14 protein-coding genes and 1 tRNA gene are annotated in these 26,260 nt (G+C 55.0%); 10 read left to right on the forward strand and 5 right to left on the reverse strand.

The window, feature by feature from the left end; genetic code table 11:
* The first annotated feature begins 50 nt into the window (after positions 1-50).
* Positions 51-9,821: an Ig-like domain-containing protein gene (locus ABD892_RS26880; protein WP_345199507.1), complete on the forward strand. Its 9,771-nt coding sequence runs from the start codon at positions 51-53 to the stop codon at positions 9,819-9,821.
* A gap of 45 nt (positions 9,822-9,866) precedes the next feature.
* Here the strand turns inward: ABD892_RS26880 and ABD892_RS26885 are convergent, their stop codons facing one another.
* Entirely contained in the window at positions 9,867-10,934 is a 1,068-nt protein-coding gene (locus ABD892_RS26885) for an AraC family transcriptional regulator (protein WP_345199509.1), read from the reverse strand.
* Between the two features lie 259 nt (positions 10,935-11,193).
* On the opposite strand from ABD892_RS26885, the gene ABD892_RS26890 reads away from it, so the two are divergent.
* Both ABD892_RS26890 and tadA read left to right on the forward strand, forming a co-directional pair.
* Positions 11,194-12,042 carry a MaoC family dehydratase gene (locus ABD892_RS26890; protein ID WP_345199511.1) on the forward strand — a complete coding sequence of 283 codons (849 nt, stop codon included), beginning with the start codon at positions 11,194-11,196 and terminating at the stop codon, positions 12,040-12,042.
* Positions 12,043-12,102: 60 nt separating this feature from the next.
* Positions 12,103-12,600, forward strand: coding sequence for a tRNA adenosine(34) deaminase TadA (tadA, locus tag ABD892_RS26895; protein ID WP_345199513.1), 498 nt, complete (start codon positions 12,103-12,105; stop codon positions 12,598-12,600).
* Position 12,601: 1 nt separating this feature from the next.
* Here the strand turns inward: tadA and ABD892_RS26900 are convergent, their stop codons facing one another.
* Positions 12,602-13,453 (reverse strand): transglycosylase SLT domain-containing protein, encoded by an 852-nt coding sequence (locus ABD892_RS26900; protein ID WP_345199560.1) that lies wholly within the window; start codon positions 13,451-13,453, stop codon positions 12,602-12,604.
* A gap of 228 nt (positions 13,454-13,681) precedes the next feature.
* Here ABD892_RS26900 and purL point away from each other — a divergent pair, with 228 nt between their 5' ends.
* A complete protein-coding gene (gene purL / locus ABD892_RS26905) occupies positions 13,682-17,584 on the forward strand; it encodes a phosphoribosylformylglycinamidine synthase (RefSeq protein WP_345199516.1) in 3,903 nt (1,300 codons plus the stop codon).
* A gap of 64 nt (positions 17,585-17,648) precedes the next feature.
* Here purL and ABD892_RS26910 read toward each other — a convergent pair whose 3' ends face one another.
* Positions 17,649-20,354, reverse strand: coding sequence for an inositol phosphate phosphatase SopB (locus ABD892_RS26910; protein ID WP_345199518.1), 2,706 nt, complete (start codon positions 20,352-20,354; stop codon positions 17,649-17,651).
* A 514-nt stretch (positions 20,355-20,868) separates the two neighbouring features.
* On the opposite strand from ABD892_RS26910, the gene ABD892_RS26915 reads away from it, so the two are divergent.
* The 3 genes from ABD892_RS26915 to ABD892_RS26925 are packed head-to-tail and all read left to right on the forward strand — an operon-like array spanning position 20,869 to position 22,434.
* Positions 20,869-21,189, forward strand: a complete 321-nt coding sequence (locus ABD892_RS26915) for a hypothetical protein (RefSeq protein WP_345199520.1) — start codon at positions 20,869-20,871, stop codon at positions 21,187-21,189.
* Positions 21,190-21,231: 42 nt separating this feature from the next.
* Entirely contained in the window at positions 21,232-21,537 is a 306-nt protein-coding gene (locus ABD892_RS26920; protein ID WP_345199522.1) for a hypothetical protein, read from the forward strand.
* Positions 21,538-21,582: 45 nt separating this feature from the next.
* Entirely contained in the window at positions 21,583-22,434 is an 852-nt protein-coding gene (locus tag ABD892_RS26925; protein ID WP_345199524.1) for a sulfurtransferase, read from the forward strand.
* Between the two features lies 1 nt (position 22,435).
* On the opposite strand, the gene ABD892_RS26930 is transcribed toward ABD892_RS26925, so the two are convergent.
* Positions 22,436-22,672, reverse strand: a complete 237-nt coding sequence (locus ABD892_RS26930; RefSeq protein ID WP_211829485.1) for an ACT domain-containing protein — start codon at positions 22,670-22,672, stop codon at positions 22,436-22,438.
* Positions 22,673-22,989: 317 nt separating this feature from the next.
* Here ABD892_RS26930 and ABD892_RS26935 point away from each other — a divergent pair, with 317 nt between their 5' ends.
* Together ABD892_RS26935 and ABD892_RS26940 are read left to right on the forward strand one after the other, a co-directional pair.
* Positions 22,990-23,235, forward strand: a complete 246-nt coding sequence (locus tag ABD892_RS26935; RefSeq protein WP_345199526.1) for an HP1242/YdcH family protein — start codon at positions 22,990-22,992, stop codon at positions 23,233-23,235.
* A gap of 201 nt (positions 23,236-23,436) precedes the next feature.
* Positions 23,437-24,834, forward strand: a complete 1,398-nt coding sequence (locus tag ABD892_RS26940) for a class II 3-deoxy-7-phosphoheptulonate synthase (protein WP_345199529.1) — start codon at positions 23,437-23,439, stop codon at positions 24,832-24,834.
* Positions 24,835-24,946: 112 nt separating this feature from the next.
* Here the strand turns inward: ABD892_RS26940 and ABD892_RS26945 are convergent.
* Positions 24,947-25,023, reverse strand: a tRNA-Pro gene (locus ABD892_RS26945).
* A gap of 653 nt (positions 25,024-25,676) precedes the next feature.
* Here ABD892_RS26945 and tnpA point away from each other — a divergent pair.
* Complete coding sequence (tnpA, locus tag ABD892_RS26950; RefSeq protein WP_345199531.1) at positions 25,677-26,111, forward strand: IS200/IS605 family transposase; 435 nt, start codon at positions 25,677-25,679, stop codon at positions 26,109-26,111.
* Positions 26,112-26,260 lie beyond the last annotated feature (149 nt).

A 26,260-nucleotide genomic window follows, 5' to 3' on the forward strand; every position in this document is an offset into this window, starting at 1 on the left:
GGTTCCGGGGAGGACCGCTTGTGTTGTACAGCCATGGATAGGGAGGTCGTATGGCTGATAATGAAAATAAGCAGACCGGCGCTGAGTCTGCCAATGGGCCGAATGAACCGGTAAAGCCAACACCGGAGGAAACGCAGGAGCCGCGTGAGGAACAGGCCCATGCGTCCCCCCCGGTACAACCTGTGGTGGTCCCTCCGGCGCAGGAACAGCCCGAGGGTGAGGAGCAAACAGCGGAAGAGTCCGTTGATCCCGCCATTGTTGTGGATGGGGTGACCTATGACCGGTACGGCAATCAGCAGTTTCCAGAAGAACCGGGTAACCCGTTCATGCCGGAAGACGTTGATGATCTGGATGAAGGGCAATCCGGTTACACGGTGCTGACCCAGAACCTCCAGGCACGTGACTTTCAGCAGCCATCGTCCACTTCCTCCCGTGATGATGCTGACCACAGGCAAAACGCACAGGGCAGTCAACAGCAGCTTGAAGAAAAACTGGACGAATCCCCGTTTGTCACCCGCACAGAGTCCAGCATCCTGGATATAGAAACCGACGGTATCGACAAGGCCTCAGACCGGGCGCCAGGCACACAATCAGAACCGGAGCGTGAGCAGGCACCCTTGGTGCAGGAATACGCAGTCCCGGCAGCGGTGGTGCGGGTCAATGAAATCCCGGTTGCCAGGGAAGACCGGGGTGAGGGCGATGAAAATGCCGTGTTCCGCATGGATGTATTGGCCAATGACACCGATGCCAATACGGATGATGGCCCTGCCAATTTCACCCTGGATCATGTGGCGATTGTCGCTGTTAACGGTGATGTTGAGACAGGCCGTGGACAGGTCAGCATTGTTAACAGGCAGCTGCAGTTCGACCCCAACGGGGATTTTGATGCCCTGGCCGAGGGTGAGAGCGCAACGGTTGTGGTGCGTTACACCATGTCGGACCGTTTTGGCGGTACCTCAGAATCCACCGCGACGCTGACCATCACCGGAAGTAATGATGCCCCTTTTGTCAGCCGGGCGATCACCTCTGGAGCGGGTGCCGATGACGCCGGCTATACCCTCGATCTCCTGTCCCATGCCGGTGATGTTGATGTCAGTGACACTTTGTCCGTACAGGATGGCAGTGTCCGGCTGATCAGCGGTGATGACAGTGGTATTCGTATTATCGGCAACCAGATGACCGTGGATCCGTCCGCCTATGCCTACCTGGAAAACAGTGAACAGGTGGTGATTGAATACCGCTTTACGGTGGAAGACGACAAAGGTGGCACGGTTGAGCAGGTCGCCACCATCACCATGACGGGCACCAATGATATGCCGGTAGCGGTAGCCGATGTCGGCAGCGCCTCGGAAAATCAGGTGCTCATGCTGGACGTGCTGGCCAATGATACCGATGCCGATACCGGGGATACCTATGAGACGCTGAATCTCGATAGGGCTGAAATTGTTGACAGCAACGGTAATCCGCTCACAGGACAAGGCTCGGTGACCATTTCAAACCGGCAACTCCGGTTTGAACCGGGAACCGATTTTGATGAACTGGCAACCGGTGAAACCGCGACGGTTACCGTACGTTATGAAATCTCTGACAGGGCCGGCGCAACGTCTGAGGCGACAGCGACTATCACAGTGACCGGCACCAATGATGCGCCGGTGGCGAGTGCGGATACGCACACCGGCCATGAGAATGAAACCCTCACCATTGATGTGCTGGCCAACGACACGGATGCGGATCACAACGATGACACCGCCAACTTCAGCCTGGACAGCGTGCAGATCGTGGATGGCGACGGCAATCCGTTAAGCGGGCAGGGCACGGTCAGCGTGGTGAACAACCAGCTGCAGTTTGTGCCGGGCAGTGACTTCGACAGCCTGGCCAGCGGTGAAAGCACGACGGTGACCGTGCGTTACGTGATGTCCGATGACGAAGGGGCGACCTCGGAATCCACGGCCACCATCACCGTGACCGGCACCAACGATGCGCCGGTGGCTACCGATAACACGTTTACCCTGGCGGAAGATAACAGCTATACCTTCTCAGCCACCGATTTTGGCTTCACCGATGTGGATGGTGACAGTCTCCACTCCGTTACGATCACCCAGGCGCCGACGGCAGGCACGCTCACGCTCAATGGTGATTTAGTGAGTGACGGGCAGCCGATTGCTGCGGCAGAAATCGGCTCGCTGGTCTTTACGCCAGCAGCCAATGCCCATGGTACGGATTACGCGGATATCCAGTTCACCGTCAGTGACGGAATCGCCAGCAGTGCCACACAGACGCTGACCTTTGATGTGACATCGGTGAATGATGGCCCGGTCGCCGTGGCGGATGGCAATATGACGGATCCAACCATATCGGCTCTGACGGCCAATACGGATCAGGGCTTTGTGGTGAGTGCCAGTGGCCAGGTTAATGCGGGTTATGCCGCGTACAAAGCCTTTGACGGCGTTGATGCCAGCAGTGCCAACAATGTGAACTCCTGGGCAACGGCTGGTCGTTCCGGCTGGTTACAGGTGGATACCGGCGAACCGATCACGATCTGGCGCTATGACCTCAAGGCCATCGGCCGTGACCAGGGACGCGAGCCCAGGGACTGGCAGCTGCTGGGCAGTAACGATGGTGTGAACTTCGAAGTGATTGACAGCCATAGCAGTGTGACCGACTGGTCGCTTCGTGAAGTCAAAGACTTCGAGCTGGATGAGCCCGCCACCTACCGTTATTTCAAACTCGATATCAGTTCCAACAATGGTGACAGCTATACCGGCGTGGACGGCTTCCAGCTGTTCCAGGTTGCGACCACAGATGAGGGCGACAGCCTCACCCTCGATGTGCTGGCCAATGATGTGGATGTCGACGTCGATGACGGCCCTGCCAACTTCTCACTGGACAACGTCGAGATTGTGGATGCCGACGGTAACCCGGTGACAGGCCAGGGCACGGTCAGTATCGTCAACAACCAGCTCCGGTTTGATCCGGGCAGTGATTTTGATTACCTCAGCACGGGTGACAATGCCACGGTTCAGATCCGTTACACGATGAGTGACGATGAAGGGGCATCGTCGTCTGTAACCACCACGATCGCGGTCAACGGCACCAACGATGCACCGGTCGTGACCATGCCCGTCACGCCGTTCACCTATACCGAAAACGACGGTGAGGCGACAGTGCTGAATACCGTGACACTGTCTGATGCTGACAGCAGTACGCTGCAGAGTGCGACGGTTCAGGTCACCGGCAATTACCAGACCGGTGAGGATGCGCTGGCCTTTACCGACCAGAACGGCATCACCGGCAGCTGGGATGCGGCAACTGGCACCCTGACCCTGACCGGCAGTGCGTCCCAGGAAAACTACCAGGCGGCGTTGCGCAGCATCACCTACAGCAACAGCTCGGATGACCCGGATACTGGCGACCGTGAAGTCAGTTTCACCGTCTCCGACGGGACGGAGACCTCCGGCGCCGTCAGCCGGACCATCCAGGTGGCTGCGGTCAATGACGGGCCGGAACTGGCCAACAATACGCTGTCGATTGACGAGGGCGCCACGGTGGTGCTGACCGCTGACAACCTCAGCGCAACGGACCTGGATCACGATGACAGTGGCCTGACTTTTGTCGTCAGTAATGTTCAGAATGGTGCATTCAGCGGCACCGGTGTTACCGATAATGGTGACGGCACTTTCAGTTTCACCCAGCAGCAACTGTTGGACGGTGAAGTCAGCTTTACCCATGACGGCGGGGAAGTGCAGCCCTCCTATTCAGTGACGGTGACGGATGGTGTCGCCGTAACGGCCAGTGCCCCGGCCACGATCAATTTCACCAATGTCAATGAAGCGCCGGAGCTGGATCCGGTGAACAGCATTGATGTGAGTGTGGCCTATTCCTTCTCCGAAGGTTCGGGCACCAGTGCATCCGATATCGGCGACGGTGACCAGGCGCTGACCTTCTCAGGCAGTGCGACCTGGGGCACCGGGCATGATGGCACCGGCTCAGCCTTTGAGATGGATGGCACGTCCGGCGCCGGGGAAATCAGTGGCCTGCAGACCGGTGGCGCCATGACCATATCCACCTGGGTGAAATTCGACAGTTTCAGTCAGAACTGGTCGCGGGTGTTTGACTTTGGTGATGGAGCCAATGATGACAATATTTTGTTGGGGCACGTCGGTACCTCAAACACCCTGGGTTTTCAGATACAAGATGCCAATGGTGTCAACCATCAGTTGCAAGTGAGCAATTTCTTCACCGCCGGTGAGTGGGTGCATGTGGCTGCCACAGTCGACAGCAGTGGCATGATGACCGTTTACAAGAATGGTGTGGAAGCCGGCACCCTGCAGGGCGTCGTTCCGCCGGAAAAAGTCCGGACGAATAACTTCATCGGCAAGAGTAACTGGTCGAATGACGGCTACATGGACGGCGCCGTGGATGATTTCGCGGTGTTCAATGAAGCCTTGGACGCCACCCAGATCAGCAACCTCTACCAGGCCAGCCAGCTGGAAGATTTCATTGATGACTTCAGTGTCAATGAGAATGCGGCCGATGGCACCGTGGTCGGGCAGGTCACGGCCTCCGATGTGGATGCCGGTGACACCCTGACTTATTCCCTGCTGGATGATGACGGCGGCCGCTTTGCCATCGACAGCAGTACCGGTGAGATTACCGTCGCGGATGGCACGCTGCTGAATCATGAAGGGGACACCACCCATAACGTGCGGGTACAGGTCACGGATTCCGGTGGGCTGACCAGTGAGCAGGATTACACCATCCAGGTCGGTGATGTGAATGAAGCGCCGACGGCGGTGTCGCTGGCGGTGGATGCGGCCGTGGCGCCTTCGGCGCCCACTGCACAAGCGGCATGGGATTTTAACAATAACTACGAAAGTGATGCCGGAGGCAATAGCTTTTCAGGAGGGACTCCGACGTTTGTTGATGGCCCAAATAATCAGTTTGACAATGCCCTGCAATTTGATGGCAGTAATTCATCATTTATTGCCTCTCTTGATGCATCAGAAACGTCTTACAGTATCGGCTTCTGGTTCAGAACCACGGGCAGTGGTGGAATGGCAGAAATGACGACAGCTGCTAATTTAGGAGCTGCTGATCGTGAAATCTGGATTGATTCTGACGGCAGGATTAATGCCCGGATTTGGAGTGAAGAGACAATTACCAGCGATGCATCAACCGCCTTCAATGATGGTGAATGGCATTATGTGGTTCACAGTGTGGGTGGCGACGTAGGTGGTCAGACGCTTTTTGTTGATGGTTCCGCTGTAGCATCTGGTTCAATGACAGCTTCTGATTTTAACTGGCAGGACTCGATTCGTTTGGGTACAACCCACAGTAGTTTTGGTGGAGCCTTCACCGGCGACATTGCCGGCTTGCAAGTGTTTGATCAGGCCGTGACTGCAGCACAGATTCCCGAATTGATGGCTGATGTGGCCAATATTGATGCTGTGCTGGATGAAAACACCACCACGGCGGTTACCATTGGCACCGTCACTGCCACCGATCCGGACACTGATAACGAAGCCTTCAGCCAGCACAGCTTCACCGTATCCGACAACCGGTTTGAGGTGGTGAACGATGAACTGCGCCTGAAAGCCGGTCAGGTGCTGGATCATGAAACCGAAGCATCGATTTCGGTGACTGTCACAGCCGTTGACGACAATGGTAACGGGCTGTCAGGCGGCAGCCAGACCTTCACGATCCTGGTGCAGGATGTCAATGACGCACCGACAGTGGCGGATCAGACCTTCACCATCAATGAAGATGCCTCGCACCAGTTTACGGCGGATGACTTTACTATCGCCGATCAGGATGCCGGGGATACCCATACGGTGACAATCACCGCGATCAATGGTGACGGGACACTGTACAAGCAACCGACGCCCGATCTGCACTTTGATTTCAGTGATTCTTCAGATATCGCGAATGATACCCGAAACGAAATTCAAGGTACGTCTCAGGGAGTAGAGCAGGCGACAGATGTTGATCGGGGAGAGGTTGCCCAATTTGATGGCAGCACGCACGAATACATTCAGCTTGATCCTGCCTATGACCTGGGCAGCGAGTGGACCATCAGTGTCAGCTTTAATGACCTGTTTCTCGATAATAATCTCTGGAATACGTTAACAAGAGGCAATAATGATCATCAGATAATCTTCCATAATACGACCGGAGAACTGGGGACTTTTGATAATGCCGGTGGTACCGGTTTCCATGGTTCGGGTTACTTTGCCAGCTCCATCGGTGATGGTTGGCATGACTTGGTTGCCGTCGGTGAGAATGGCACAACAACATTTTACATTGATGGTGTCGAGGTTGGTTCCAGTGACTTCCAGTCAACTGCTGATATCGTGACAGTGGGTAACTATATTGGCAATAACCAGCCCTTTGCCGCCCAGTTGGATGATTTCCAGATAGTGAATGAAGCGTTGGCACCCAGTCCTGTGGAAGGGCAGCCTTTCGGTACCACAGCGGTCGCTGCCAACGACACCTTCACCACCGATGAACTGCAAGAACTGGTCTTTGTGCCGGATGCTAATGCCAGTGGCGATGCTTATGCTTCCATCGAATTCAAGGCAACCGATAACAACGGGCTGGAGAGTTCAGTCCAGACACTGACCTTTGATGTCACACCGGTCACGGATGCGCCGACCATTACCCTGAACAATGAAGTGTACAGTGACCTGGCGCTGGACACGGAGTTGATCGCCAGCGGTGATTTATCCGCGTCCACGGGGTGGGATCTGAGTGGGAGTGTTGCAATTTCCGGCGGCAGGATGACCTTCAGTAGTGGAGAGACACCGATCACCGGCGTAGCGGAGCAGACTTTTGCCATCCATCCGGATGTCAGCTACTCGCTGAGCCTGGGTTTTGCCAGTGCGAACACAAACCCGGTTTCTGGACGGATAGAAATCATTGATGCGGATTCCGGCGCGGTGCTGGCCAGCCAGGATGTGAATCCCAATAGCCAAACCTACCAGACATTGAATCTGGACTTTACCGGGATAGCGGCCGGAAACGCCATTCTTCGTATCACGGATACGTCATCGACGACGGCCTCCCGGGACCTGTGGGTGGATAATGTCTCTATTCAGGCAGCCAGTGCCGACAACGGCCACATTCCAACGGGTGTCGGTGTTTATGGTCAGGAAGACCAGGCGATAGCCGTTGACCTGGACGTGGCGACGCCGGACAGTGACGGTTCGGAAACCCTGGCGATTGAGCTGACCGGAATTCCTGCGGATGTTGTGCTGACCGATGGCACGAATACATTGACCTCAACCGGTGAGGCACTGGATGTGTCCGGCTGGGATCTGGGTAGCCTGACGCTGACAGCACCGGAGAGCAATACAGACTTCACGATGACGGTTACCGCCACCACCACGGAGACGGCGACGGGTGCAACGGAGGTGACTGCCCAGGCGATTAATGTGCATATCCAGCCAGATCAGGATCCTGATATTGACGGCGAACTGAACATCGTTGCTCCGGATGACCTGGTGACCCATACCGTGACGGAAGCCTTCCTGCTCTCCAATGCCAGTGACGCTCAGGGCGATGCCTTGAGTATTCAGGATGTCAGCATTGATGGTGTCAGCGCCCACCGGCATGATTTCCAGACCAGCTTCTCGGCAGGCACGGGCGGTAGTGTGTCGGTCAACGGTGATACGTTGACGTTGACGTCCGGCACGGAAGAAAACGTGGTGCTGATTGATACCACTGGTGGTGGAACCCGCAGCGCCGACCTGCATCTGGATTTCACGGTGGCGCCGACGGACGGGCATACCACCCGTAATAACTTCATTGTCTTTGATTATGTGGACGCCAATAACTACAAGACCATCGGCAGTTATGATGGATCTGGCTCACCCATATGGCGGGTTGAACAGTGGACAAACGGCACGTCAACCCCGTTGTCTGAATTTAATGAATCCGGTGCTAATTCCAACATCAACACGGAACGCCACTATGAAGTGGATATCATTGATAACCGGGTGAGCCTGACGGTCGATGGTGTGGAGAAGATTGCGCATCAGTTCAGTGAAAATATCAGTGACGGCGAACTTGGGGTCATGAACCGGGGGAACTCTGTGTCTACCTATACACTCAACGGCGCTGAATGGGATATCTATCCCGACAATGAACACACGGTCTATGACAATAATGACGGCACCTGGACGATCCGCACCGGTGACGATCTCGCGGGTGACCTGACCCTGGACTACAACGTCAGCGACGGCACCAACACCACGGCCGCCAGTGCCACCATCGAGTTAGACCACGCGGTGGATGCCAGCATTCAACTCTCCGACACCACGGGCATCAGTGACGATGTGCTGCCGGTGGAAACCACGGCAACGGGAGATACCCTGACCGTTTCCAGCGTGAATGGTCAGGCGGTAGCGGCTACCGGCACCACCAGTATTGCCGGGGAATACGGCACCCTGGATATCGCCGCAGACGGCAGTTGGAACTACAACCTTGATCCCGCCTTCGCCAGTGTGGATCTCGACAGCAACCTGATGGCCCGCTGGACCTTTGATGAAGGCACCGGTACCACCGTCGCTGACAGTTCAACGGTGGACAGCATTGCGGATAACGGTACGCTGGCCGGGGCGACGTTTGTTTCTGACGGTGTCAGTGGCGGTGCAGTGAGTTTTGATGGGGTTAATGACCGTATCACGGTGGCCAACTCGGCGGAAATCAATACCTATTCGGGAACGACTGCGGAAAACAATATTGTTTCAGCGGATGTCACCGAGCGGACGATCAGCCTCTCGTTCAGAATTGATCCTGCCAACGATCTCAGTGGCACCCAGATTCTTTTTGAAGAGGGCGGTAGTACGAATGGCCTGAATATTTATATTAACAACGGAAATCTCTACGTCGGTGCATGGAGTGAATCGGATAGCTGGAACGGCGCCTTTATCGGTACCAGTCTGGATAATCTGGATGCCGGTTGGCATAGCGTCACGATGGTGCTGGATGCGTCTGGTGCGACGGCCAGTGAAAGAACGGTAACGGGTTATCTCGATGGGGTCGATTTCGGGACGCAGTCCGGCGCCGTTCCGGTCAGCGCGCACAGTGACCAAATCGCTTTTGGATCCAATCCTGACAGTACCAAAATACACAGCGGTGATGTGGCCAGTGCCGGTAATTATTTCCAGGGTGATATCGATGAGGCCAGCCTCTATAACCGGGCGTTAACGGATGCTGAGGTCAAGGTGCTGGGTGGTGCGGATCAGACGGAAACCTTCACGTATGAGGTGTCGGATGGCTCGAACACCAGCACGGCCACGCTGGACATTGATGTGATGCATACCCTGGACAGCACCGGCGGCATTGATGGCACCGTCAATGGCGAGACCCTGACGGGTACCGCGTTTGGTGAACAGATCAATGGCATGGCCGGCGATGACACCCTGCTGGGCCTCGATGGGGATGACTTCATGATCGGCGGCGCCGGCAATGACACCCTGACCGGCGGCGCGGGTTCCGATACCTTTGTCTGGATTGCCGGTGATGAAGGGACCGCGTCCACCATCGCGGTGGATACCATTACCGATTTCGACGCCAGTGTCAGTGGCGATGCCATCGACCTGAGCCAGCTGTTGTCCGGTGAAACACCGGAAACCATTGACCAGTTCCTGGATGTGGCGGTGGTCAATGGCAGTACCGAGATCAGTATTCATCCGACAGGCGAGGGCGGGGATGTGACCCAGAAGATTGTCCTGCAGGATGTTGACCTCTCCAGCCTGGGGGATAACAACGCCATCCTGAATACCCTGTTGCAGAACGGCAACCTGCATCTGGATGGGTAATCTGTAACGGCCGGTTTGTCATGTGTGGCAAGCCGGCTGATCACGTCAGGCCGGTGCTTCTTCCGGTCTGTTCGCTTTTGCTGGTACTTTTCGTGCGGCGGCGCGTTCGCGCCTTTTGCTGCGCCGGTACTCTATGGGCGTCAGGCCGGTCCAGCGCTTGAAGGCCCGGTAGAAGGTGCTGGGTTCGGAAAAGCCGGTCAGGTAGACAATCTCGTCAATGGATTCATCCGTCCGTGCCAGCAACCGCCGGGCGAGGTTGCTCCGGTAACCGGCCAGCAACTGGTTGAAACTGGTTTCCGCTTCCGCCAGTCGGCTTCGCAATGTTCTGGCAGTAATCTCCAGTCGTTCCGCTACGGATTCCAGACTGACCTGGCCGGAGTCCAGCAGTTCGCCGATGACCCGGGTGACTGCCATGACCACATCCTGCTTTTCCAGTCGGGCCATCTGCTCGGAGGCTACCTGCTCGTGGGCACGCATCAGCTCGGGCTCGGCGTGCAGGGAGCGATAACTGAGGACGGCCGGGTCAAAGACCAGTTCATCCGCCTCATCACCGAAGCTAACCGGGCAACCGAACACCCGCTGGTATTCACTGTCATCCCCCACGCCTTCATGGGAGAAGGTGATGGCCAGCGGTTTAAATGCACCGTCTGTGACATGCTGGAAAAAACGGATGACACCCAGCATGATGCTGTCGCTCAGGTGCCGGATGCTGACGGCATCGCCGGTGGTGGGCGCCACCACCAGCGCACAACGGTCGTCGGTGATTTCCAGCCGGCCGCAGATGGCGTCACTCAGCAGGCGCTGGTAGCGCAGTGCCCGTTGCAGCCCTTCCTCAAAGGTGTGGCTGCTCAGGAACAGGTATTCCAGCACCTGGCCGCGAAACAACGGCGTGTTTTCACCAAGATGTAAACCGATTAATGGGTCCCCGGTGACATCCTCACAGGCCTGCCAGAAGAGTGTTTGTGCATGATGGGGGGTTCGGGTGCGTTGGTCGGCCAGCAGTTGCGCCGTGATATTGCAGCGTTTGTAGATCGGTGTGGGATCAATCCCGGCATTCATGAAGGCCTGGTGTGCCATCCGTACCAGGATGCCTGCGTCTTTTAATTCGCTCATGTTACTGCCCGGCTTCTGTTGTTATTCCGTCAGTCCTTTGCGGCGGCTGTTAGTGTCAGCACCTTGGCTGTACGGGGTGTTATTGCCTGATCGTGCCGTATTCGTTTCGCTATCTTAGAGAGGATTGGGGGGGATGACAATCGGTTACGGCGGCGTCATTGGCAATCGGGCAGGGAGCCGGGGGTGAATCAGCCAATGCGACGCGACCGGTGCGTGTAAGAATCGAGGACTTGTCAGTCCCAGACATCGGTGCTCCATCATGCAGGCAGACACGTTATCGACCATTCCTTCTTTGTGGCGTCTCTATGCGGGCGCCGCTGTCAAACGCGGGCGTCCCACGGGCGATTCGCTGCCTGCCTTGTCCGTCAGTGTCGCCGGTGTGCGTGCTGATCGCCCCCAGGTGCAGGCGTATAACCGGGTCTGTGGGTTTGAACGGCAGGCAACGTTGGCGCCGACATTTCTGCATATTCTCTCTTTTCCGTTGCAGATGCATTTGCTGGTCCATAACGCCATGCCGCTGGCACCGGTGGGGCTGGTGCATGTTCGCAACCGGATTCGCCAATACCGGCCGGTCGAACAGGAGGAGCTGCTGTGGATTGACTGTACGGTGGGTGAAACCCGCCGGGTGGAGGCCGGGCTGGAGTTTGACTTCATTACCCGCATCGAGGCGAACGGGGAACCGGTGTGGGACAGCGTCAGCACAACACTCTCGAGAATGTCGGGGAAGACGGCTGGCAAAAAGCCACGACGCCAGGAAGAAACGCTACCCGAACCGGATGAAAACTGGTCGCTTCCGCCCGATCTGGGGCGCCGGTATGGTGCGGTTTCCGGGGATCGTAATCCTATTCATCTCTATCCGTTCACGGCGAAACTGTTTGGTTTTCGGCGTCCTATCGCCCATGGTATGTGGTCCAAGGCCCGTTGTCTGGCGGCACTGGCGTCCACCATCGGGAATAAACCGTTTTCGGTTGATGTGCGGTTTAAAACCCCGGTCTACTTACCGTCCGAGGTGAGTTTTAGCCGACAATCGTCTGAATCGGGTGTCGATTTCCAACTGTATTCTACGGGGGGGCGGCCGCACCTTACCGGTGAGGTTGCCTGGCTTTAACGTTGTCTCATAGAGCCGTCCCGCTATAATCCCGCCCTTTTGGATGATGGCAGTAGCGTAATGCAGGCGACTCAGGAAACCGATCAGCACTGGATGCAGCAAGCCTTGCGCCTTGCGCGACTGGGGGCAGCCCTGAACGAGGTACCGGTGGGCGCTATTGTTGTGCATGAAAACCGCATCGTCGGGCGGGGGTACAACAGCCCGATCAGCCGGGTCGACCCGGTCGCCCATGCCGAGATCCAGGCACTGCGCGATGCCGCGGTCACCCTCAACAATTACCGGCTGGTGGACTGCGACCTCTACGTCACCCTGGAACCCTGCACCATGTGCGCCGGTGCCATTGTCCACAGCCGGATTCGCCGGCTGGTGTATGGCGCCACAGAACCCAAGGCCGGCGCCGTTGCCAGCCAGGCGGAGCTGCTGGACATGCCCTGGCTGAATCACGTAGTGGCTGTTACCGGCGGCGTGCTGGAAGGGGAGTGTTCACAGTTACTGTCCGACTTTTTCCGCCGGCGCCGCCTGGAGAAAAAACAGGCTAAACAGCCGGGCTGTTGTTAGCTCAGTCTGACTGCGCCAGTATCTGCGGCTGTTGCAGGTGCTGGTAAAACAGGCGGATATTCTCCACATAACGCACCGGTTCTGATCCGCGGGCATAGCCGTACCGTGTCTGGCGGTACCACCAGGATTGCTCCAGCAGGAGCAGGTGGAATCGGAGATCATGCCATTTGTCCGGATTGCCTCCAGCCTGGAGGGTAAGGTCACGGGCATCATACACATGCCCCATGCCGACGTTATAGGCAGCCAGGGCAATCCAGGTGCGATCAGGTTCCCGGATTGATTCAGGCAATCGGTCATGGATCCGGTTCAGGTACCGGGCACCACCGCGCACACTCTGCTCCACATCCAGCCGGTTTCGAACACCAACCTCCCGGGCCGTGGTGAGTGTCAGCATCATCATGCCCCGCACGCCGGTGGGTGACCTTGCCCTGGGCGACCAGTGGGATTCCTGGTAGCTGATGGCAGCCAGCAGGCGCCAGTCGATCTGGTGTGATTCGGCAATGCGGCGAAACAGCGCCTCATACCGTGGAAGGCGGTGTGCAATATGGGTGTTGATACTGACATTTTCGGCGGCAGACAGGGCCACGGGAAAGGCATCCAACGGTGGATCAAAGAGTGGTGCCGCCTGGCGGTTGTCCAGGTAATAAGCCCAGCTCAGTTGCCGGTAGGATCGATTACTGTCACGGGTGTGCTCAGGTGATCCGGTTTGCTGATTGGCCACCATGGCTGGCAGGAACGCAGGACAGACGACGCCTGTGTCTGGTGGTTTGTCACAGCCGGTCAGCAGCAACACACTGATGATCCGCCACGAAACCAAGGAGCCGCGTGGATTTTTATAGTGAAGGCGTATCATTCTCAACACGATAACCGGTACTCCTTCATGGCGATGATCAGCGCAGACTTTAGGGGCAATGACGGGGCATGAACGAAAATCGGGTAATAGCGTCAAAGAGAGTGAAACAGGGGTTTGCCGGGTGGTTCAGCCACACGGCTTTCTGTATTATACGCGCACCCTGAGTACCCGCGCAGACTATTTGCGGTACTTACCAACCTCTCCCGGATTTCGAGGGTTCGTCTGACCATGGAGATTCTACGCGGCAATCCCGCGCTTTCTTCTTTCCGTTCTGAGAGATTGCTGAAGGCGCTTCAGCAGCAGGTTACCGGTGTCACCGGTGTGTACGCTGACTTCATGCATTTTGCGCGACTGACCGCTCCGCTGACCAGCGAGGAGCAGGGTGTCCTGCAACGGTTGTTGCGCTACGGTCCGGGCATTGAGGCCCAGGAACCTGTCGGACAACTCTTCCTCGTGGTGCCACGGCCCGGCACCATCTCCCCCTGGTCCAGCAAAGCGACTGATATTACCCATAACTGCGGCCTTGGCCAGGTCCAGCGTCTGGAAAGGGGCATTGCCTACTATATCCAGACCGATGGGGAACCCGGTGCCGAAGCGCTGGCAAGGATCGGTGATAGCCTGCATGACCCGATGACGGAGACCGTACTTCACAGCCTGGAGGCGGCCGAGTGCCTCTTCCGCGATGCCGAGCCACAGCCACTGACTTCGGTGGCGGTCATGGCTGAGGGGCGCGAGGCGCTGGAACTGGCCAACGCTGAATTAGGGCTGGCGCTGGCAGAGGATGAGATTGATTACCTGGTGGAGAATTTCACCCGCCTGCAACGGGACCCTACCGATGTTGAGCTGATGATGTTCGCCCAGGCCAACTCGGAACATTGCCGGCACAAGATCTTCAACGCGTCCTGGGATATTGACGGTGAAGCGCAGGATAAATCCCTGTTTGGCATGATCCGCAATACCTGGGAGATGCACAGCGATGGCGTGTTGTCTGCCTATAAGGACAATGCCGCCGTCATCACCGGCTCCCGCGCCGGCCGCTTTTTCCCCAACCCTGACTCCTGCGAATACGGTTTTCATGAGGAAGATGTCCATATCCTGATGAAAGTGGAAACCCACAACCATCCAACGGCCATTGCCCCTTACCCCGGCGCCTCCACCGGTTCCGGTGGAGAGATCCGTGACGAAGGTGCGACCGGTCGTGGTGCCAAGCCGAAGGCGGGCCTGACCGGTTTCTCTGTCTCTAACCTGCGTATTCCCGGTTATGAGCAACCCTGGGAAGGGGATTTTGGCAAGCCGGACCGTATCGTCTCCGCCCTCGATATCATGATTGAGGGGCCGCTGGGCGGCGCCGGTTTCAATAATGAATTCGGTCGTCCCAATCTCTGCGGATATTTCCGGACCTATGAAGAGCAGGTCAACGGCCCGGCCGGTGAGGAAGTGCGTGGTTACCACAAGCCGATCATGATTGCCGGTGGCCTGGGCAACATTCGAGCTGATCATGTGCAGAAAGCCGAATTCGCTGCTGGCGCCAAGCTGATCGTTCTGGGTGGCCCGGCCATGCAGATCGGTCTGGGTGGTGGTGCGGCGTCGTCCATGAGTACCGGTGAAGGCCAGGAAGACCTGGATTTTGCCTCTGTACAGCGGGAAAACCCCGAAATGGAGCGCCGTTGCCAGGAAGTCATCGACCGCTGCTGGCAGCTGGGTGACAAGAACCCGATTCGCTTTATTCACGATGTCGGCGCCGGCGGTCTGTCCAACGCGTTCCCTGAACTGGTGAGTGACGGTGGCCGCGGCGGCAATTTTGAGCTGCGCAACATCCCCAACGATGAACCCGGCATGTCGCCGCTGGCGGTCTGGTGCAATGAGTCTCAGGAACGCTATGTGATGGCTGTTGAGCCGGAGGATATGGCGCGCTTTGAAGCGATCTGTCGTCGGGAACGCTGTCCTTTCGCAGTGGTAGGTACCGCCACGGATGAAGAGCACCTGCGTCTGTCAGATAGCCATTTTGACAACAACCCGGTTGATATGCCGCTGGAAGTCCTGCTGGGCAAGGCGCCCCGTATGCACCGGTCGGTGGAACGCACCGATTTTGAGCGCAAGGCACTGAAGCTGGCCGGTATTGATTTGGCCGAGGCGACAGAGCGGGTACTCCGCCTGCCGGCAGTCGCTGGCAAGAGTTTCCTGATTACCATTGGTGACCGTTCAATCACCGGTCTGGTCAATCGAGACCAGATGGTAGGTCCGTGGCAGGTACCCGTGGCGGACTGTGCCGTTACTGCGACCAGTTTCGATGTCTACACCGGTGAAGCCATGTCCATGGGCGAGCGTACGCCTGTGGCCTTGCTGGATGGCCCTGCATCCGGCCGTATGGCGATCGGTGAGGCGATCACCAATATTGCCAGTGCCCGGATTGGCAGCCTGTCTGATATTCGTCTGTCGGCCAACTGGATGTCTGCAGCGTCCCACCCCGGTGAAGGGGAGCGTCTGTACGATACGGTGAAAGCCGTGGGTATGGAATTGTGTCCTGAACTGGGTATCACCATTCCCGTGGGCAAGGATTCCATGTCCATGCGGACAGCCTGGAACGAGGATGGTACCGAGAAGTCTGTTACCTCACCGCTGTCGCTGATTATTTCCGCGTTCGCGCCGGTTCAGGATATTCGCAAGACGGTGACGCCGCAGTTGAGGACGGATCTGGGCGACACCGAGCTGGTGTTGATCGACCTGGGGCGTGGCCGGAATCGCCTCGGTGGTTCTGCGTTGGCGCAGGTTTATCGTCAGTTGGGTGATGTGCCGGCTGACCTGGACAGCCCGGAAGACCTGAAAGCGTTCTTTGATGCAATCCAGCAGTTGATGGATGAGCAGAAGATCGTTGCTTACCACGACCGTTCAGACGGTGGTTTGCTGGCTACGTTGCTGGAAATGGCCTTTGCCGGCCATACCGGTATCCGGGTTGAGCTGGATAAGCTGGCGGAAACCCCGTCAGACCTGCTGCCGGCCCTGTTCAACGAAGAGTTGGGTGCAGTGATCCAGGTACGCCGTGAGGACAAGGGCTATGTGATGGACTGCCTGGCCGAGTTCGGTCTGTCAGGTTGTGTCCACAGTATCGGTACACTGGCGGATGAGCAGAATGTCGAGTTCGTCTTCCGTGGGCATGACGTGTTGACCGGCAACCGGATTCGTTACCATCGCATCTGGTCAGAGACCAGCTACCGGATCCAGGCGCTGCGTGATAACGCCGAATGCGCCCGTCAGGAGTTTGATAACCTGCTGGACGACCGGGATCCCGGCCTGCACGCCGTGGTGGCCTGGGACCATAACCGGGATATTGCTGCGCCCTACATTGCCCGGGGCGCTAAACCCCGGATCGCGATACTGCGGGAGCAGGGCGTGAATGGTCAGGTCGAAATGGCGGCAGCGTTTGACCGTGCCGGTTTTGCTGCGGTTGACGTGCACATGAGCGATCTCATGAGCGGTGACCGTTCGCTGGCTGATTTCACCGGTCTGGCAGCCTGTGGCGGTTTCTCTTACGGTGACGTGCTTGGTGCGGGTGAAGGCTGGGCGAAATCGATCCTGTTCAACAGCCGTACACGGGAACAGTTTGCTGCTTTCTTTGATCGCCGGGATACCTTCACGCTGGGGGTGTGTAACGGTTGTCAGATGCTGTCCAACCTGCGAGAGCTGATTCCCGGTGCGTCGTTGTGGCCTCACTTTGTCCGTAACCGCTCCGAGCAGTTTGAAGCGCGGGTGGCCATGGTACAGATTGAGAAGAGTCCTTCGATCTTCCTGTCTGGCATGGTGGGAGATCGTTTGCCGATCGCCATTGCCCACGGTGAAGGACATGCGGAGTTTGTCAATGCGGATGCCCTGCGTCGTTCAAGCGGCAGCGGCCTGGTGGCTTTGCGCTATGTCGATAACCATGGCCAGGTGACCGAGCGCTATCCGTTCAACCCCAATGGCTCGCCGGAAGGCATTACCGGCCTGACGACAAATGATGGTCGGGTCACGATTATGATGCCCCACCCGGAGCGGGTATTCCGGGCGGTCCAGAATTCCTGGCGTCCTGATGAGTGGGAAGAGGATGGCCCCTGGATGCGGATGTTCCGTAATGCCCGGGTCTGGGTTAACTGATTCTGAGTGAAAACTGAAAACCCCGCGCAAGCGGGGTTTTTTATGGTATTACCGTTGTTGGTGGTTATACCGGTGGCACCAATGGGCGATTGGGATTATCCACCGCATTGACGGCAGGTCGGTAGGGGGCTGGTTGTTGTTTTGGGGTGCCCTGCTCGTGGGCATTCTGACTGGCTGGAATATGGCTCGCTCTCTCGGCCAGCGATTTTTGCAATATCTTTTCCTGTTTTTTGGAGAGTGGGGTGCCTCGTTGGATCAGCTCAAATATCGGGTCAAGATGGGCGCTTACCGAGCGGGTAATTCGATAACCCGGCATAGCCGTATTTTGCGTTTGAATCGTGGTATGGCCGCCATTAACCGCCATCTGCTGTAATAACGCCTCGAACTCTGGGCTTTCTGTCATGATATGCCGACGGATGAAATCCGTTTCCATAGCATCTGCTTGGCAGGCCTTCAGGTAGCAGAGCTGGGTATGATCGTGGGCTTTTTTGAGTCCAGTTCTATCCTTGTTGCTTTTGCAGCCTTCAATGATTGGCATGTCGATACTGTTAAGCAGGGAATTAAGTGTACGGCTATACAGAAAAGGGTCTTTCTCAGCGCAGTGGCGCATGCCAGTACGTGTCAGCTCACGCATGTGGTCAGCCAGTAGCTGGATCTTTTGTTGGGTTTCGGGTGGGTACTGCTGAAGTCGTTGACCAATAAATCCCTCTATGGGGTCACCGGGTGTCAGGCTGCCAATCAGCCGTCCGAGCATTTTACCATTCTGTTTTTCTGCGTCTCTCCATGTATCGCCGGTTAGCGCGAGAAGTTTGTTGTGGGCAATCAGATTACAGGGACAGATAAACATGAATGGTTCAACATTAATGTTGACCGTATGGGGGGTGCCGGCACTTGAGTAAATGGTGAGAGTGGTTGTTTTATCCTGCCAGTGTTTTTTCATGCTTTTCCAGGTTTCGCGGCACCATTTTCGCTCATCATCCATGACATCTTTCACTTTCGTGATGGGGATGTGCTTGCCCATGCTGCGCAATGCATCGGGGCTCATGAGGTTGGTGTAGCATACCGGCATGTCAATGGCGGCATCAGGATTGTCCATGGCATTTGCCAGTTCTTCGGTGTCGGCCTTGTGTTGCAGCAACAGGGCTGTCAGGGCTTCATTGAGCCGGCGATGGGTAATAGTGTCCCGTTGGTCAGCAGGATGGGCATAGGCGTAGGGAATGCCTACCCTGACTGACTTTTCAACATCTCTGCCATCCATGGATAAGCTTGATGTATAGAGGTTTACCGCTGAGTCACTGTCCCGTCGCATGGAGGTGCTCATACGATCCTGGTAGCTATGCTCGAAAGGATCTCTCCCCCCCTGGGGTTCGTCAGGGTGGTGATAGCGTAGTTTGGCTGCAGGGCAGTAGCGGGTTTCTGATTGATGCAGAACACCATTGACTCGAAAAGCCTGCTGTTTTACGAAGGCTTTACTGGATTTGCTCAGCTCTTCTGTCAGCATGGCGTTGAATGTACTGCGCAGCCCCGCTGCTTCGAGTATTCCTATGATTTTTGCATTGCAGCCTGCGACCTGTTGAACCATGTCGGGTATGAATCCACCCTGTTGATCAATAGATTCCCGATGATTTATGTAAAGTTTGAGTAACGCCTTCCTCGCTTTCTTTGCCTGTGGGGTCATTGAATTACCCAAGGTTTTCCAGGCCGCCTGGCACTGTGTTTCCAGGCAATCTTTGAACGTTTCGGGGGTTCTGAAATCGTTGCTTTGCAGGGTGGCGAAGAGTTGCTCCTGTTCCATACAGGTTTGCAGCATCTTCGTGATATCCAGATTCAGGCAGTGGCGCAGCTCATCAGAGAGGCTTTTGGTTTTATTTAATTGTTTCTTAAAGGCATTCAGCGCATTTGTCAGGTGCGCAGGTTGTCTGGCTCCACCGCCATTCAGGGTTTCGTAAGGTGACAAACTGGTCATGTGGCTGATTCGTGTCGCAAGGCTGGCTGCCTGTCTGATCAGGCTGAGTTCCCGGCGTGTAAGTCCGCTATTTTCCAGCAGAGGTTGAAGCGATTCGGCCAGTAATGACTGTGGGTGGTTTGCGTGCTGGGTCAGATGCCCAATCGTATGTGGCAAGCTTTGTTGAAACAGTGAATTATGCTGTTTCAAATACTGGATAAAAATTTGCTGTGCTTCCTTATTATTTTTAGGGTAGGTCTGGTGATTGGCAAGGTGTTTGAGGAAGGATTGCCTTAGCCAGGCTTTTTCTCCTGTTGGTATGCTATTCAATGCCGGAGACAGGCCAAAGCGATTCCAGACTGCTTTCAGGAATGTATTCCAGGGTTTGCCTGTCACTCGCTTGAGTTTTTTTTCCTGCACAGATTCAGGTGCTGCTGTCGGTGGAGATGGCGGTGTATGGTTGTTCAGGTAAGAACGGGGGGATGTTTCCTGTGTCAATGCCGGTTCATCAGGGGAAAAGTGTTGGGCATGTTGTTTGACCAGTTGGTGAAGTTGTTCAACGGCAGGGTTGATGGTCCGGTGGGTAGAATCCGCTATGCGAGGAGCCCTTTGGTGGAGCGATGTTGTGCTGACAGAGGGTTGGGGGATTTCATCCCCATGTGTTTTTATTTTTTTGACAAATAGTTCATCCCCCAACGCTTTTTTTACCGTTCTCAGGGAGTGGGTGGTGCCCTCTGGTTGAGGTCTATGGCTTGATGCGCCTGAGGTCTGGCTGGTCATTCCTGCAGGGGGAGTGCCGGGAATGTTGGGTGTTGATGAGTTCATGCAAATGCTTCCTTTCCTCCTTTAAGAATAGATGTTGGTGGATTCAGGAAGGGCAGGGTATGAGGCGCCTCTATAGACGGTATGGAATAATAATAGAAATATGAATCGCGAATGGTTTGTATGGCCAGGCCCGAACGGGGCATGTTCGGGCGAAGTCAGCGGCTGACTTATTGTATGGCGTTAATCAGCAGCAGGATGCTGGTTGCGAGCGTCGCCAGGGAGAGAGTCAGCAGGCAGCATTCCTTGATGGTCAATCGGTCATCCATGGGGGCTCCTCGGTAATGGTCAGTCATGTATTGGGCGGCAAGTCCCTTTAGGGGATCTGCGCAAAATATTGTTTTGAATCTTGCCTGTTTGCGCAGGAAGCGGGGATTATAGTCGGAGTGATGGTTGTTCAACAATAAGTAAAGACAGTGAGTTTGGCTGTTCATTAGAACATTGAATCAGGGAGGACAATGCGGTGTATGGTGGAATATGTATAGGGGGGTGCCTCCTGATTTTGCTGGGCGGGTGTATGCCTGATCTGACGGGTTACAGTTATAGCCGTGGTGAAATTGCCAGCAAGGCATGGGTTGATACCGGTACCGTGGTTGCTGTAGAGGTTGTTGGTAGAACCGCAGGCTCATGGGTAGAAGATGATGCTGGCGATACGACGGATGCCATCGTCGACAGTCGACACGTTCTCATGACCATTCAGCTTGATACCGGTGCACATATCTCTATTGAGCAGGCTGTGGGGCTGGACGAGCCCATTCATAAAGGAGACAGGGTGAACCTTGTCTCGGAAGGTGGTGTGACTCGTGTTGTAACCGCTGTGCCCTTGATGAATCAGTGAATCAAGCATTAGACTGCAGAATTTCCTGTTCCGGTAAGCACCATGAAAAAAGATACACTGGTTGCAGTCGGCATTGTTGGCTGTATTGTGATTCTTGGCGGTCTGTGGCTCTGGCACGATCATGCGACAGTGCAGCCATTGCCCTCTGAACCTGAGGCGGCGTCTACGTTTGATCCAGTACCCGTTTATACGGATGACGTTGATCCACACAGTGATGCAGCGGATGTTACACGTATCATTGTCAGCGACAGCCTCAAGGGTAGCGATGTGGATATTGATCAGGTGCTGTCTGACAAGGTCATTGTCAACGACAAGGTGGTCAACCTCCCCCAGCAGGGAAGTCAGTAAAGGGCATTCGGCTGGTAAGTCTGATTTTATGTGAGTAAACAAGCCATGAGCCTGTTAATTGAAGTCGATGAACTGGCAGAGAAGCTGGGTGAGCCGTCGCTACGACTGATTGATGCCCGCTTTTCGTTGCAGGATATCAACTTGGGTAATCAGCAGTATCGTGACGGCCATATTCCCGGCGCCGTTTATGCTGACCTGGAGCAAGACTTGTCGGGTACTATTGCACCGGGTATCACTGGGCGGCACCCATTACCTGACCCTGTGCAATTTGCTAAACGACTGCAATTCTGGGGAATCAGCGAGACTACACAGGTTGTGGTCTATGATGATGGCAGTCATGCCATGGCGGCGCGTTGCTGGTGGTTGCTGGAGTGGGCCGGACTGTCTTCTGTGCGCGTGCTTCATGGGGGCTTTAAGGCATGGGTTGATGCAGGCTTGCCGCTGACCCGGAAGATCGCTAAGTGTGATCCGAGCGACTATGCGTTTACACCCTGTTATCAGCGTACGGTGACGGCAGGTGATGTGTTGATGCTGTCACAGCAGTCAGCCGCTTTGCTGGATGCGCGAGGATTGGAGCGTTATGCTGGCCGGTCAGAGCCGATTGATCCTGTGGCGGGGCATATTCCCGGTGCACTTTGTATTCCGTTTACTGAGAATATGGATGTCAATAACCGCTTCTTTTCACCGGATGTTTTGACGGAGCGTTTCAGACGCTTTTATTCAACCGCTGATACGGGTGAGTATTCGCGGCCGGTTTGTTATTGCGGTTCGGGGGTGACGGCTTGCCATAACATCCTGGCCATGCGACTGGCCGGTTTGCCCTGGCCGACGTTATACCCCGGCTCTTGGAGTGAGTGGATTACTGATCCAGCCCGCCCAGTGGCAACCGGCGACTGAGTCAGCGTCGGCAGGGAACCAGTGAGCGTACATCTTCCTCTTTCAGCAGTTGCATGATCAGCTTGTCCTGGCTCTTTTCGCCCTGGACGCGGAGTTTGACTTCGTAATGATCGCGCTCGGGCTTGAACTCAGCAATAAAGTTGCTGACTTCAAAACCGCCTCCTCGACTGGTTGAGAGAATCTTCTCCAGACAGCCGGGATTGTTGGCTGTGATCAGTTTGAGCTGGATACTGGTCATGCTGTGTTTCCGTCGTTGTGTACCGCCAGTAATAAAAAACCCCCGGACCGGTTCGGTGCGGGGGTTTTTTGTGTCTGCTGCTTATCAGTCAAAAACGCTTCCCCGCCGGCTGATCATGGTCATAATCCCGGTCATCTTAATCAGTTTAGAGGAAGTCGCTGTAAATGCTTTCAAGGGTGATACGGTCAATTTATTTAAAGAGGGGTAAGTATAACACGCATATTTGTGTTGAAAACCCGTGAATTTGTGCGTTTTGTCCACGTTGGGGTTTTGGTCTGACTAAACTGGCGGAGAGTGTTTTTATGCGGAGATCTGCAATGCTGCGTGACAAGCACAATCTGGTTGATGATTTTCCCGAATACCAGGAGCGAATCCAGACCCTGAAACAGACGGACGAAAGTTTCAGGAACCTTGCCCGGGAGTACCATGAGGTTGAACATCAGGTGCGGGGTCTGGAGATGCAGAGTGTACCGACGACGGATGAGCATTATGAGGCGCTGAAGATGAAGCGGGTGCAGCTTAAGGATGCCATTTTTAATCAATTGAGCAAGGGAATGACCTGACCATGATAAGTCCGCCCTGTTCGATGACAGGGTGGGTGTTATTCGGATTGTCTGATGGTATCGTAAGCTCCCACTTGGTGTGTCCAGCGGAAACAGGGTTCTCCGCTGCCTGAGGGCTGCCCACGCGTAATGATCTTGCGCCCCTCATGACAGACAGCCAAGTGTATGTTAATGACAACCCGGTATGGGGCAAAGAGAAACATGCAAGAGTGGAAGCCAGATAGCTGGAGACAGAAAACTGCCCTGCAGCAACCAGAATACCGGGATCCCGGTAAGGTCATGCAGGTAGAGTCAGAATTGCGCCGTATGCCGCCGCTGGTGTTTGCCGGTGAAGTGCGTGCACTGTATCAGCAGCTGGCCGATGTTTCAGAAGGACGCGCTTTCCTGCTTCAGGGCGGTGACTGTGCTGAGAGCTTTGCCGAGTTCTCTGCTGATAATATTCGAGACACCTTCAAGGTGCTGATGCAGATGGCGGTGGTATTGACCTTTGGTGCCAGCTGCCCGGTTGTGAAGGTGGGGCGACTGGCTGGGCAGTTTGCCAAGCCTCGTTCGCAAGGCACTGAATCCCGTGATGGCGTAGTGTTGCCCTCCTATCGGGGTGACATCATCAATAGTAATGAATTCACCGAAGCGGCGCGTGAGCCCAATCCGGAGCGGTTGCTGGCGGCTTACCATCAATCCGCTTCAACGTTGAACCTGATTCGTGCGTTTGCTCAAGGGGGATTGGCCTCTCTGGAGCAGGTGCATGAATGGAATCTGGGCTTTGTTAAGGCTACGCCGCAGTCTGAGAAGTACATGTGCCTGGCCGAACGTATTGATGAAGCGCTGGCCTTCATGAAAGCCTGCGGCATAACCGGTGCCAATACCGCAGCTATCAGGGAAACCAGTTTTTATACTTCCCATGAGGCGCTTTTGTTGCCATATGAAGAAGCGCTGACCCGACGTGACAGTCTGACGGGTGACTGGTATGACTGTTCTGCCCATATGCTTTGGATTGGTGATCGTACCCGCCAGCCGGACGGTGCACATGTTGAATTCATGCGCGGCATTCATAATCCGATTGGTATCAAGGCCGGGCCGACAACAAACTCTGATGAACTGTTGCGCCTTCTGGATACGCTGAATCCTGACAATCAGGCAGGTCGTATTAACCTGATTGTACGCATGGGCTCAGATAAAATAGAGGAGTGCTTGCCACCGCTGATTCAGGCTATCCAGCGAGAAGGCAGTAAAGTGGTCTGGAGTTCAGATCCGATGCATGGCAATACCATCAAGGCCGCGAATGGTTATAAGACCAGGGAAGTGACCCGGGTTTTGCAGGAAGTTCGTCGGTTCTTTGCTGCTCATCGGGCAGAAGGAACCTATGCTGGTGGGGTTCACTTTGAGATGACGGGCCAGAATGTGACGGAGTGTGTGGGTGGTTCGCACTGTGTGACGGTTGAAGGATTGGCTGATCGTTACCATACCCACTGTGATCCAAGGCTGAATGCCAGTCAGTCACTGGAGATGGCGTTCCTGATTGCGGAGACGTTGAAGGATTGCAGGAAGGATCATCTGGCGACGTTGGGGGATTCGGTCGCAGAGAAAGTGGTAGCCTGATTAATAGGACCTGGATGCTTGCCTGTTGCGGTGTCCGGGTGTTCAGGCGGCGAATATGCACTTAAGTGTTTTGCAACAAAAAAGGGTTGCATATCTGCAACCCTTTTTTGTTTGGTCGGTGTGAGAGGATTCGAACCTCCGACCCCTTCCTCCCGAAGGAAGTGCGCTACCAGGCTGCGCTACACACCGCTAATCCATCAGGGTGACCCCTGAGTGCGGTGCGAATATTACTTCCAGTGAGGTGGGCTTGCAAGCCTGTTTGCCGTATTAAACAGCTTTTTTCGGTAAAAACGTACATGTAGGTTTTTCTATCAGGTGAAGGGCGGTATGGCAGAGTAATAGCTCGTTTGAGCTATGGCTGGTTCACTTGAAAGGGTGAAGGATAGATATACAGCTATACAGTTTTTTGGCCTGTAGGCAGAGTTGTGTTGGGGGGGGGCGCCTTCCTTGGAAGCGCATTAGGGGATATGAAAAATAGGATTAAGAATGCAGTTAATTAACCGTTGTTTGATAGTCCTCATGGTGTATCAATAAATAATTCGGGTTCATATCAGTTGCCTCCAAATAGTCTGTTTTGTTGTATTGTGATGTGCTTGGAGTGTAATGGAATGAATGTGTTTGTATCGGTTTCGGGTCGATCCAGCTTGAAACTGGGAATAAATATGTTACCCAAATGGTTCATGTTTTGTTTCTTGTTGGTGGCCACTTTTTCTGTTTAGTTTGTTGTGAAAACCCACGTCCTAAGGACGTGGTCATGAATGGTTGGCTTTGCCTGCCATGAATCTACCCAGCTATCCCTTATCTTCGAGTTGTCCCCACAACTTTGAGAAATAAGGAATAGCATGAGCAGATTTGAGAAATTATCGCATGTAATCTGGCATTGCCAATATCACCTTGTGAGGGTGCCCAAATACAGAGTTCGAGTCTTGAATGGGGCAGTAGGTACGGAGGTATTCAATTGTATCCAGGTATGCTGCAGTCAGTTGGGATGTAACGTAGTTGAGCTGAATGTGCAGTTGGATCATGTTCACCTTTTGGTAAAAGTGCCTCCTAAGCGCTCTATATCAAAACTTGTAGGGACGGTGAAGGGAAAGTCTGTCTTGAGAGTTTTCACCCGTTTTCCTTATCTCCGACAGAAGCCTTATTGTGGGAATCATTTTTGGGCCAAAGGCTATTGTGTTGACACAGTGGGCGTGGATGCAGAAATGATTCGGAAATACGTTAAATATCAGGAAAAACAAGAAAGGCTCCAGCAGGAGATAAATTTCCGACACTGAGTTTTTTGTATTGGGGAGAACTCAAGCCAGCCTTCTGAGAAGGCTGGCTATACAGCCCCCTTTTAGGGGGCATTATGCAAGTCCACGTTCTAAGAACGTGGTTTGTTTAGTGAGGAGAACCCGTTGTGTAGTGGTTTGTTAAGGTTTTT

Source organism: Kistimonas scapharcae (genome assembly GCF_039540975.1).
Classification (GTDB): Bacteria; Pseudomonadota; Gammaproteobacteria; order Pseudomonadales; family Endozoicomonadaceae; genus Kistimonas; species Kistimonas scapharcae.